The organism is Pedobacter soli, from assembly GCF_900101435.1.
Lineage (GTDB): Bacteria > Bacteroidota > Bacteroidia > Sphingobacteriales > Sphingobacteriaceae > Pedobacter > Pedobacter soli.
In genome coordinates this window covers 553,151-565,758 of the sequence record NZ_FMZH01000001.1, presented here as the reverse complement: position 1 = coordinate 565,758, position 12,608 = coordinate 553,151, and the positions used below count along the sequence as shown (strand labels likewise).

Annotated in this window: 7 protein-coding genes; 4 read left to right on the top strand and 3 right to left on the bottom strand. The window is 41.9% G+C overall.

Annotated elements, in window-relative coordinates:
- Positions 1-2: 2 nt before the first annotated feature.
- The 3 genes from BLR37_RS02275 to BLR37_RS02265 are packed head-to-tail and all read right to left on the bottom strand — an operon-like array spanning position 3 to position 4,853.
- Positions 3-3,086 carry a SusC/RagA family TonB-linked outer membrane protein gene (locus BLR37_RS02275; RefSeq protein WP_208599584.1) on the bottom strand — a complete coding sequence of 1,028 codons (3,084 nt, stop codon included), beginning with the start codon at positions 3,084-3,086 and terminating at the stop codon, positions 3-5.
- Positions 3,087-3,135: 49 nt separating this feature from the next.
- Entirely contained in the window at positions 3,136-4,158 is a 1,023-nt protein-coding gene (locus BLR37_RS02270) for a FecR family protein (protein ID WP_090764022.1), read from the bottom strand.
- A gap of 41 nt (positions 4,159-4,199) precedes the next feature.
- Positions 4,200-4,853 (bottom strand): RNA polymerase sigma factor, encoded by a 654-nt coding sequence (locus tag BLR37_RS02265; RefSeq protein WP_090764019.1) that lies wholly within the window; start codon positions 4,851-4,853, stop codon positions 4,200-4,202.
- A 283-nt stretch (positions 4,854-5,136) separates the two neighbouring features.
- Between BLR37_RS02265 and BLR37_RS02260 the strand changes: the two genes are divergently transcribed.
- The 4 genes from BLR37_RS02260 to BLR37_RS02245 all read left to right on the top strand — a co-directional run bounded on the left by BLR37_RS02260 (position 5,137) and on the right by BLR37_RS02245 (position 12,574).
- Positions 5,137-6,021 carry an ROK family protein gene (locus tag BLR37_RS02260; RefSeq protein ID WP_090764016.1) on the top strand — a complete coding sequence of 295 codons (885 nt, stop codon included), beginning with the start codon at positions 5,137-5,139 and terminating at the stop codon, positions 6,019-6,021.
- A 78-nt stretch (positions 6,022-6,099) separates the two neighbouring features.
- Positions 6,100-9,210, top strand: a complete 3,111-nt coding sequence (locus tag BLR37_RS02255; RefSeq protein WP_090764013.1) for a SusC/RagA family TonB-linked outer membrane protein — start codon at positions 6,100-6,102, stop codon at positions 9,208-9,210.
- 11 nt (positions 9,211-9,221) lie between these two features.
- On the top strand, positions 9,222-10,859 hold the full coding sequence (locus BLR37_RS02250; RefSeq protein ID WP_039476524.1) for a SusD/RagB family nutrient-binding outer membrane lipoprotein: 1,638 nt from the start codon (positions 9,222-9,224) through the stop codon (positions 10,857-10,859).
- Positions 10,860-10,945: 86 nt separating this feature from the next.
- Positions 10,946-12,574: a LamG-like jellyroll fold domain-containing protein gene (locus BLR37_RS02245; RefSeq protein ID WP_090764012.1), complete on the top strand. Its 1,629-nt coding sequence runs from the start codon at positions 10,946-10,948 to the stop codon at positions 12,572-12,574.
- The last annotated feature ends 34 nt before the right edge of the window (positions 12,575-12,608 follow it).

Here is a 12,608-nt window from a genome sequence, read left to right as displayed (position 1 = left end):
TGTTATTTAAATTTAAAGTTAAAATTGATCCCGAATGTACGCGTGGCAGGTAACGAAGCACCTTCTATGCCCGCATAGGCCAGTATCGGCGAAAATTCAGATTCCGGATCGATATTTTTAGTGTATTTGAGCAGAGTAAACAGGTTTCGGCCCACTAAATCAATAGAAATGCTCTTAAACGGAGTTTTGAGCAGCGCATTTGGGCTAAAAACATAACCCAGCGTAGCCTGTCTGAATTTGATGAAACTACCATTCAACACCGATAAGGCCGATATGTTACTGGCCAGTTCGGGGTAGTAGCTGTAAGCTGGAACATTAGTGGTATTTTTGGTGCCGTTTTCGTAAACACCATCAGCCACTATTCCAGTCTCGCGACCAACCAAGGTGGCTTTGTTCAGTCCGTTTACATACGAGTAATTCTCTGTCGCCGATAAAATTTTATTGCCAAACCTAAAATCGATCAGGAAAGAGAGCTGAAACTGTTTGAAGGTAAAACGGTTATTGATCCCGCCATAAAAGGGTGGGATAGTGGTACCCATGGGAACAAAATCGCCGCGTTTGGGAATGCCATCTGTGCCCACAATAATATTACCTGATGCATCTCTCTTATAATCGTAAGCCATGATTTGTGTAATCGGCTTGCCAACCACCAGGGCCGTATTGGCGTTTAAAGGGCGGTAAGCACCTGTTAAGGTATAGTTGCTATTGCCATCTATGGATAACAAAGTGTTTTTAACGTAGGTAAAGTTAAAATCGATATCCCACTTCTTATCTTTTTGAAGGATAGGTGTATAGGTAATAGCTGTTTCTATTCCGCTGTTGCGTGTTTTGCCCAGGTTAACATAAGCAGAAGTAAAACCAGTGGTAACCGATTGCCTGGCATTAATAATTTCGTTATTGGTTACCCGGTGGTAGTAGGTTAAATCGAAGGTAAGCCTGCTTTCAAAAAACTTCAGGTTTAGTCCTGCTTCATATTCATCAAGTGTAAAAGGTTTTAAATTATAATTGGGCAAGTCTTTAGCGAAATCGCCAAGAGGTACGCCGTTGATATTATCGTTCGAGGCGTAGTAAATTTGCGTGGTGTATGGCGTAGTGGGTTCGCCACTGGTTCGGGCATAATCTAAGCGAAGTTTACCAAAACTTAATCCCTTGATGGAAAGCAGGTCTGAAAAGACAAAACTGCCCGAAATACCCGGAACAAATATTCCCCGGTTATTTGTTGGCAGGGTGGAGTAAACATCGTAACGACCCGTTAAAGAGAAGTTTAGCAATTGTTTGTAGGCCAGATCGGCAGTAAAGTAAGCCGATTCAGTTACGATTTTCGAAATGCTATGTGTACTGTTTTTGGTGATCAGATTTTCGGGTGTGTACAAATATGGGATAATAAACTGCGACCCTACAATCTTATCCGTCGAGCCGTTTCTTTCGCGGTAATTCGCTCCAAGCGAAACATCTAAATCTAAGCTTTCGCTGATACTGCGGTTGGCTGTAAGTAAGAGGTCAGTGTTAAATTCTGAGGTATGTAAAGTGTCGAGTTTGTTGATGCCACCCTGACGATTTACCGAAAATGCGGTTCCAGTTGGTAAAATACTGAGCAGCTGATCACTGCTTACATCATAACCCAGCCTGCCTTGTGCAGCCAGCCAGTTATTGAAACGGTACTTTACCGAACCCGACGAAATGGAGCGGTTGCGTTTGGCGTAATCAGCCTGGCGGTTAAGCAGAAAATAGGGATTGGTTTTATATTCATCGGCGTTCCAGCGACTTTCGTTGCCTGTAGACTCATCGTAGCCAGGTGCCAGCAGTGATTCGTCTAAACTGGTAGCCAGTGCAGCAATACCATAATTGGCGTTTAAAGGCCCGTCGCTGAGGTAGCTTTTATTCTTGTTGTTTTCGTAAATATAATTGCTGTTAAAACTTACCGTAAGCTTTTTCGACAGATCGAAAGAACCATAGAAATTAAAGGTTTTGCGGTTCAGGTGGCCGTTTTTTAAGATAGAACTGTGATCTAGGTTAGAAGCCGAAACACGGTAAATACTGCGTTTAGTACCGCCAACCCATGAAAGGGTATTGGTAAAGGCAGGTGCAATGCGGTAAAAATTGCTGATGTTGTTTTTAGCAGGAAGGTAAGGTTTGGATGAGCCATCTACCTGCGGTGAAAGCCTGCCATCCATTTTTTCGCCCCAGCTCGAAATGCCTGTAGAAGTAGCACCATAAAAATCGGCCGGAAGTTTGTTTTGTGTACCCTGTCCATACACATACTGAAAATCAGTGTTATTTACCGGGCTATCGAAAGCAAGATTGGAATTGTATTCAAAGGATGAATTGGCATTTTCCTTTCCGCTTTTTAAGGTAATCAGGATTACTCCGTTTGCTGCCCTTGCGCCATATAATGCCGATGCTGCCGAACCTTTCAGGATAGTAACCGTTTCAATATCATCGGGGTTAATGTTGCTGATCCCGTCGCCGTAATCTGCCCCGCCATATTCGTTGGCACTACCACGAATGCTATTATCGATGGGCAGGCCATTAATGACGAACAGGGGCGAAGCAGCACTCATACTGGCTGCTCCTCTCAGTAAAATCCGTGCCGAAGAAGAAGGGCCACCGTTAGTGCCGTTAATGCTTAAACCGGCGACACGCCCTTGCAGCGAAAGTATAAAGTTAGATTCACGCGCCTGGGTGAGGCTTTCGCCGGGCACTACAGTTACGGCATAGCCAATTTTGCGGTTATCTTTTTTAATACCGAGAGCCGTTATAACCACTTCTTCGAGGTTCGTTGCAGTATCGATCAGAGCAGGTCGACTCTCGAGTTGCCTGATTACAATCAGCTGATCGGGTAGCAGGGCATAGGTATAGCCGGTATTTTTTAATAGTTGAGTTAAAACATGGGTAACCTCGGCATCGTGTACTTTTAGGGTAATGAGGCGCTGCGGAATTTTCGATTCGCTGAAAACAAAACGGTATTTGGTTTGGTGCTGAATAGAATCGATTATACTTTCGAAACTTACCGCTTTTACATTAAGGCTAACCCGGGTTTGCGCGTAACTATTGAGGCAACAGCACAGGCATAATAAAAAAAGCAATTTCGAAATCAGCCTCATAAAAACAAATCATCACCTCGGTTTAACAAAATTAAGGGTAAATGTAGATAGTTTGACCCTTTCTTTCGTAATTAAAAGGTACAACTGAGCCGAGGACATTCAGTATGTCTGAAACACTTTCCCGTTTAAACTGGCCGGTAAATTTTTGTTTTTTTAGCTTTTCGTCTTTGCAAATGATTTTGACATCGTATCTTCTTTCCAATTGGTTTAAGATAGAAGCGAAATCAATATTTTTGAAAGTAAGCATATTGTTTATCCACGCAATTTCTATGATGTTATTCGGATTTTCCTCAGCATAGTAAGTGAGGCGTTGCATGCTGCCTTCATTTTTCTGGTTATCCAGCACAAATTTGTCTTTAGGCTGCAAAATAAATTTCTGGGTGGTGTTATTTTTTAGCTGAATTTCTACACGGCCTCTAATTAGGGTTGTTTCGGTAAAAGCATCGTTTTTGTAGGCTTTCACGTCAAAGGCTGTTCCTAAAACCTTTACCTGTATTTTATCAGTATGGATAATGAATGGGTGCGCTGCATCTTTTGTTACATCAAAAAAGGCTTCTCCACTTAAATAAACCTCGCGGGTATTGCCTGTAAAATTTGCGGGATATTTTAGATCGGAAACTGCATTAAGGGTTACGGTGGTACCATCGGCCAACGTTAGTTTTTTAACCGATTTTGCTGGCGTACTGGCCAGGTTCCAAACCAACTCATTTGCGGGTTGGCTTGTAGTTAAAAATGTTTTGTATATTAAAAATCCACATGTGGCTAAGACGATTACAGCCGCAATTTTTAACCAGATGCTGTAATTTGCTTGTGTTTTTAAGGGTTGTGCCGCAGTTTCTTCAATAGGGCTAATCCTGGTAGTAATGCGTTCAAAAACTTCATCAATATTTTGGCCTGGTGCTTCTTTTTTCGAAAAATAGGTGCTTAACGATTGATATTCCTGCTGATAACCTGCATTAGCAGCCAGCAGCGATTTAAATTCCGTCGATTCTTCAGGTGAAAGTTCTCCAGCCAGTTGTTTGCCAAGCAATTCTGTAAATCTTTGATCTGTCATTGTGTGTTTTACCCTTGTGTATTAATATAGTACTTAAAGATTTAAAAATTGCCTACAACATATTTGAAAAAAGTGATGATTCCCAGTAAGATAACCATACTGATGAGCTTTTCGCCTATTTCAGCATTGAAACCGCTTGGCTTTTCACTTTTTAAAACCAGCCTGAGTTTGGCAATGGCCCTGAATAGCTGGGTTTGCACCGTCCGCGGACTAATCTCGAGGATATCGGCCACTTCCTTATATTTTAAACCATTTTCTTTAATTAACCTGAATACCAGTTTGGCTTGTGCAGGCAATGTTTCTATGGCATGATCCAGCTTATGGTGTAATTCTTTTCGTTCCAGTAAACTTTCGGGCGTATAAGCCTCAACCGGATGTTCGGCTTCATTTTCGGCCAGATCAATAAAAGTAGTGCCCGATTTTTTTTTCAGGTATTTTAACGATTGGTTTCTAACCGCCACAAAGAAATAACTTTCGGGTTGCTGTATGTGAGTGCTTTCTTTCCGGTTTTCCCAGCACCTTACAAAAATTTCGGCTATAATATCTTCAGCAACCTCCTGCTCGCGTACGTAGTAAAGCGCAAGCTTATGCAGGCTGTTATACAGGTAGCGATAAAGCACTTCGAATGATTTAATATCATCTTCGAGGCAAATCCTGGCCCATAAAACAACAAAATCTGGCTTGGCTACTTTCAATTCTGCGACGCTATTTGGTTAAATAAAAAGTAATAATAAAAATAATTATCAAAAAAATGCATTTGCCTGTAGGCAGTTTTTCGTAAAAACAGATCATTGATATAAGGCCGTCATATTTTTCGACCCGTTAATTAACCTTAAAAACTGTTTTAGCCAATATAAACCCCTCTTAATCATGTATAAAGCGCAAACTAATCGTTCAAGTCACATCGGCGCTCTACAGGTAAAAGGATTTACCAAAGGTGCTAAAACTTTTAATTGCTTATCTCATTAAACTCAATAAATGACAACAAATAAATATGTTCTGGGTGTAGATATCGGCGGTTCGCACATTACGGCGGCTGTGATGGATATGGAAAACAGGCTTATCATCGAAGGATCTTATACACGATGCTGGATAGACGCCCATGGGAAACCCGAAACCATTATTAATGACTGGAAAGCTGCAATTGAGCAGGCTTATGATAAAGCAGGGCTGGAGGTGGATAAAATTGGGATTGCGATGCCGGGCCCATTCGATTATGAAAACGGGATCTCGCACATTGCCGGTAACGATAAATACGAAGCATTTTATGGCTTAAACGTAAAAAATATGCTGGCTGCTGCTTTAGGTATTGATGCCGCTAATATTTTAATGAAAAATGATGCAGCCTGCTTTTTAGCCGGCGAAATGTTTGCCGGCGCCGTAAAAGATTATGCCAATGTAATTGGTATTACTTTAGGTACTGGCCTGGGCTCGGCTGTAGCTACAGATGGCAATACGCGCGATGCCAACCTTTGGTGCAGTTCATTTCTGGATGGCATTGCCGAAGATTATCTCTCTACGCGCTGGTTTTTAAAGCGCTATTACCAGCTTACCGGTGTAAATATGATCGATGTGAAAAGTTTAACCGGATTGTATGATGAAAGCGAAACCATCAGGACCATATTCGACGAATTTTCGCAGCACCTGACCGCTTTTTTAAGGCTGTTTTTGCAAGATAATCAGGCCGATGCCATTGTAATTGGCGGTAACATCAGTAATGCCTCGGCTAAGTTTCTACCCAATGTATTGAAAGAATTTAAAGCGAACGACATCGAAATACCGGTGCGGATCTCCGAATTAAATGAACGGGCTGCTATTGCCGGTGCAGCAAGCTGCTGGGAAAGCCTGGCCGTAACCAGTTAAAATAAATGAACTAACTAACACTAATTATCATAATAAATAACAATTAACCAAATAATAATAAATCTTATCACCATGAGTATGAAAAGATCACTACAACTCACATGCTTATTGCTGTATGCATCGGCTGGTTTATATGCCGCCGAAACAGCAAATAATGCATTGCCGCTAAATTCGATTAGTGCGCATTATCAGGAACCGATTAAGGGTATTGTAAAAGATGGAACAGGTTTAACTGTGCCGGGGGTAACCGTTAACGTTAAAGGTACCAAGGTAAATACACAAACCAACGCCAATGGCGAGTATAAAATTGCAGCCAAAACCGGCGATGTATTGGTATTCACTTTTGTTGGTTACCAAACCAAAGAAGTTACCGTAGGTACGCAAACTACCATTGATGTAACCCTGGCTAACGATTCGAAAGAACTGGAAACAGTTGTGGTAACCGCACTGGGTATTAAACGTTCAGAAAAATCTTTGACCTATACCACGCAACAGGTTGGTGGCGAAGAACTCAATAAAGTAAAAAGCCCTAACCTGGTAAACAGCTTAAACGGTAAAGTGGCAGGGATGACCATCAGCCCAAGTACTTCGGGTGTAGGTGGTTCTGCTAAGGTAATATTAAGGGGTAGCCGTTCGGTAAGTGGTAACAACCAGCCTTTATATGTAATTGATGGGGTGCCAATCAGCAATAATGGTAACGCCAATGCCCAGCAAAACAGTGTATTTGGTGGCGGACAGGATGGCGGTGATGGTATTTCAAACCTGAATCCCGACGATATTGAGAGCTTAACTGTATTAGAAGGTGCTTCGGCAGCTGCGTTATACGGTAGTCAGGCACAAAATGGGGTGATTTTAATTACCACCAAACAAGGTAAAGCAGGTAAAACACAAATTGGTTTTTCTTCGAGTTTAACTTTCGATAAAATTGCCTACAAACCTGAATTTCAAAATAGTTATGGCCCTGCATCTACCACTACAAGGGATAGCTGGGGTGCTGCCATTAACAACAGCACCGATAATCTGGATCAATTTTTTCAAACCGGTACAAACGCTACCAATTCAATTAATTTTTCGGGCGGTTCTGAAATTGCCCAAACTTATTTTTCTTATGCCAATACCTACGCAAGTGGTATTCAGGAAGGTAACAAGTTAAACAGGCATAACATTAACCTGCGCGAAACCGCTAAGTTTTTAAACAACAAATTAACGGTTGATGGAACAGTGAATTACATTAACCAAAGGATTAACAACAGCCCTTCAATTGGCTTGTACAACAATCCTTTAGTGGGTTTGTATCTTTTTCCGCGTGGTGTAGATATTACTCCTTATAAAGATAACTATCTGTTAGCAAATAATGTGGGTACCGCACGTCAGAACTGGTTGGGCGGAAGTGCCGATATTAACCAGAATCCATGGTGGTTAACCAATATGAACCCGAATACAGCAATCAGGAACCGCTTTTTATTGAGTGGAAACGTAAAATACGAATTTACACCCTGGTTAAATATTCAGGTAAGAGGTAATATCGACCGCAGTACAGATGATTTTGAGAACAGACGTTATTCAGGTATTAACGGAAACTTCAACTCTAACGGAAGAGGTTATTTATCGCAAAACACCCAAACTTTTATCCAGAAATATGCTGATGCGATTTTAAATGTTACGGTACCGATGAAAAATTCGGACTTTAAAATTAACGGTTTAATTGGTGGTAGCATTAACGATCAGAAAACTTCAGGCTTATCATTAGCCGGCGATCTTTCTGCAGTAGATTTGTTTACGCCAAACAATACCATTGTAGCAACTGCAGGTAACTACACATCTGATGTTTTAAGTACTACAAAAGCCAGCGATGCTTTCCACAGTCAGTTGCAGGCCGTGTTTGCCAATGCCAACCTTTCTTACAAAGATTGGGCTTTCTTAACCTTAACCGGTAGAAATGACTGGTCATCGAACCTTTCTTTTACACCTAATGTTTCCTATTTCTATCCATCAGTAGGTTTATCGTTTATCGTATCGCAGATGGTTAAATTACCAGAAGCCATTACTTTTGCCAAAATCAGGGGTACTTATGCCGAAGTAGGTAACACGGTACCAGCTTATTTAACTTTTATTCAAAATACTTTGGGTAATGGCGGTGCACTTACCATTAACACCAACAGGGCATTTGCCGAGTTAAAACCAGAAAGAACAAAATCGTTCGAGATTGGTACTGATATGCGTTTCCTGGCTAACCGCTTAAACTTTAGCTTTACCTATTACAAAACCAACACTAAAAACCAGTACATTCCGGTTAAACCTGCACCATCGGGCCTTGTGGCAACTGGTTATCTAAATGCGGGTGATGTGCAGAACCAGGGCTTACAGTTTACTTTAGGTGCTGATGTATTAAAAGGCGATGGCCTGAACTGGAACACAGCCATTAACGGATCGTTAAACAGAAACAAAATTATTGATGTAGCTGCATCACAAGGTTTAAATTCAATCGATTTAACCGGAGGTGGTAACAATGCTTACATCTCGCGTATTGCGGCAGGTGGCTCTTATGGTGATATTTACGGATATACCTTACAAAAAGATGCAAGCGGCCGTATCGTATTCAGCGGCGATGGAACTACAGCAAATCCATATTTTCCAATTAAAAGTGCCGATTACAGTTTAATTGCCAATGCAAATCCAAGATTCCAATTGGGTTGGAACAACAGTTTTAACTATAAAGATTTCAGCTTAAGCTTTTTAGTAGATGGTAAGTTTGGTGGTAAAGTACTTTCGTTAACCGAAGCGCTTATGGATCAGGCAGGTGCCTCAAAAGTAACCGGCGACGCAAGGGCACAAGGCGGTGTTAAAATAGATGGTGTTGATGCCAGCGGAAAAGCAGTTTCTGCAACTATTAACCCACAAAGCTATTATTCTTTCCTGGGCGATAGAAATGGTGTAACCGGCGAGTATGTTTACAGCGCTACGGTTGTGCGTTTACGCGAAGCCTCATTAGGTTATAATTTACCTTTAAAAGGAACATTTAAAAGCATGCGTTTATCGCTAATTGGCAGAAACCTATTCTATTTCTACAAAAAAGCACCTTACGATCCGGAAGTTACCATGTCAACCGGTAATGGTTTATCTGGTATCGATGTATTTAACCAGCCTGTTACCAGAAGCTTTGGTTTTAACCTTAATGTTTTATTTTAATCCGAACAAAAATGAAATCGATATATCATCCAGCATATCATAAAATTAAAGGTTTATCTTTAGTTTTATTGGCTACAGCAGCCCTGAACTCGGGCTGTAAAAAGAACTTCGAAAGTTTTAATACCAACGATAATTTACCAACAACAGAGCAAAGTTTAGCTTTGTTGAAATCGGCAATTGGCCCCATTCAGCAGAATATATTTTCTAATTATCAGATTGCACAGAACCTGAGTTCGGATGCATACAGTGGTTATATGATGGCGCCGACACCTTTTGGAGGCGGTATCAATAACATGAACTATGCCCTTAACAATGGTTGGAACGAAGCTGGTTTTAACGATCAGTATACCAATGTAATGGCACCCATTTCTAAGATTGCCATCTCACCTTTAAAAACAACTGCACCCGAATCGTGGGGGATCTCACTTTTGGTGCAGGTAATTGCTATGGACCGGGTAACCGATAAATTTGGTCCGATACCCTACACACAGGCTGGTAAATCGTTGATTTCGCAAGCTTATGATGACCAGAAAACAATCTATACTGAGTTCTTCAAGCAGATTGATACAGCAGCCAATAACCTGCAGGCTTTTATTACTGCAAATCCGGGCAAAAAAGCCTATTTCGATTCAGGCGACCTGGTTTACGGCGGCGATGCTGCAAAATGGCTTAAACTGGCCAACTCGTTAAGGTTACGTTTGGCCATGCGTATTGTTAAGGTCGATCCGGCAACCGCAAAGCTGCAGGCAGAAAAAGCCATGGCTGCAACGGGTGGTTTAATGACTACTGCCAGCGACAATGCTGCAGTGGCCCAGTCGGGTAACAGAAATAACGATCTTTGGAATGTAACCATCAACTACGAAGGCGATAACGCTATGGGTGCGGCTTTACAATCCTACCTGGTAGGGTACTCAGATCCGCGTTTGCCGGTATATTGTACCCCTGCAACCGATCCTTTATTTGCAGGTCAGTACATTGGAATCCGTTCCGGAGCCAACACTTCTTTTAATGGTTTAGGTAAAGCAGGTTATAAAACTTATTCGAGTTTAAATGCTACTACACCTGATAATGCGAGGGCTCCGATTGGTCAGAAAGCACCACAAATTTTAATGACCGCTGCCGAAGTATGGTTTTTAAAAGCCGAAGCGGCTTTGCGTGGCTGGACAGGTGCCGGCGATGCACAAACCAATTACGAAACCGGTATAAACACTTCTATGCAACAGTGGAATGTTGCAGCAGGTACTTATCTGGCCGATGCCGTAAGCAAACCAACGGCTTATGTTGATCCGAAAAACCCGGCCAATAACGCAGCGGCTGTAAGTACCATTACCGTTAAATGGGATGGAACAGCGTCGAACGAAGTAAAATTAGAACGCATTATTACACAAAAATGGATCGCTATTTTTCCTGATGGGGCAGAGGCATGGGCCGATTTCCGCAGAACAGGCTATCCTAAACTATTTACTGTAGCCAACAATTACAGCGGCGGTACAATAGATACACAAACTCAAATCCGCAGATTGCCTTATCCAACAGCAGAATATGGCAATGGCAACAAAGATGAGGTACGTAAAGCAGTTACCTTACTTGGCGGACCAGATAACGGAGGAACCAGATTATGGTGGGATGTAAATAAAGCCAATTTTTAAAGAGCAGGCAGACAGGATTTAAAACCCTGTCTGCCTTTTCTTTTTGTAACCAATAAAAACAATTTCTAACCAAAAACATCAAAATTATGAGAAAACTAATGACCATGGGAGTGGCGCTTCTAGCCGTTTTCACTATTTTTTACGCCTGTAAAAAAGCAAACACCCAAAATGAGGCAGCCAGTACCTTTAGTACTAAAAAAGATTTAAAAGCATTGACCAATGCTTCTGCCCTGAATTCCGGTCCTTTTGTTACTGCCTATGTGGAAGTAAACAGCAACAACTTTGTAAACCCCGGCTGCTATACTTATGGTACGCCAGCCAAACAGCTGTTCGGTATTTCGGTAATTTTTGCGGCAAATATCAATTCGGTTAACGGAGTACCAACCTTGAGTTTTAACCCACAAGTGCAGGATGTACTTAATTCTGGTAAAGTAGCTTACCTGCAATCGCTGGGTATAAATGTATTGCTCGATGTGTTGGGCAACCATCAAAACGCAGGATGGGGTTGTTTTACCACCTACGCGCAGGCCGATGCTTTTGCAGTGCAATGCGCCAATGCGGTACAGCAGTATGGTTTGGATGGTATTGATATCGACGATGAGTATTCTACCTGTACCGCAAATGATGGTTCGCTGGTGCTCGCTGCTGCGGCGCTGAGAGCCAGATTAGGTACTACCAAACTGATTACCATGGCAGCCTTTAACCAGGCCAATTACTTTAACAGTGTATACAATGGCCAAAAACTGGGTGATATACTTGATTATGTTTTTGAGCAAACCTATTTCTCTACCAATTACGCCACCAGGTTACAACCCTATATCAATGCAGGTGTACCCAAAGCTAAACTTGGTTTAGGCACCGATTTGGGTAACAGCGATCAGACAGCCGTAGCCAACTATGTTAAAAACAATGGTTTGGCCAGCGTTATGGTATACAATGTAGCCAATAACTCGCAAACCAAACTTTCGTCTGTTTCCAATTCGCTGTATAGCTCGGCAACTGCTGTTAAACCCAATTGTATTGATGGCAATGGCACCACGCCCCCTGCCAATGGCAATACTTCCTTGTTATTTGATGGTACCAATGAGTACTTAAATTCGAACAGCTTTAACCTGGCTGGTACCGGTTTAACTTTAGAGGGCTGGATAAGATCTAACGCCTTCAAAAGTGCTTCGCCCTACATTTCTACCATTATGGGGATTGAAGTAAGTGATGCCAATGTGGCTTTATTGCGCCTGGGCGATGCTTCTTTAGCCAACAATAAACTTCAGTTTGTGTTAAATACAGGAGGCACTACCGCTAAGAAACTCAATTCGGCAACAACATTGAGTGCAAATACCTGGTATCATGTGGCGGCCACTTACGATGGAGCGACCATGAAAATCTATATCAATGGGGTGCTTGATGCCAGTTTATCGGCAACGGGTACGATTTCGGCCAGCGGAACATTCCAGATTTCGAGAAGTTACGATGCCAATCGTGGGTTTAACGGGTTGTTTGATGAATTGAGGGTTTGGAAAACAGCATTAACGCAAACACAAATTCAGAATAATAAATGTACCGTAGCTACCAATAGCACAGGTTTAGAAGCCTATTGGAAATTTAACGAAGCCAGTGGTACTACTGCTGCCGATGCTACAGGAAAGGGACACACCGCGACTTTAACCAATATGGAGAGTACCGATTGGTCTACTACTTTACCAACCTGCCAGTAAAATAATTTTTAAATCAATACCCGTCTCGATTTGT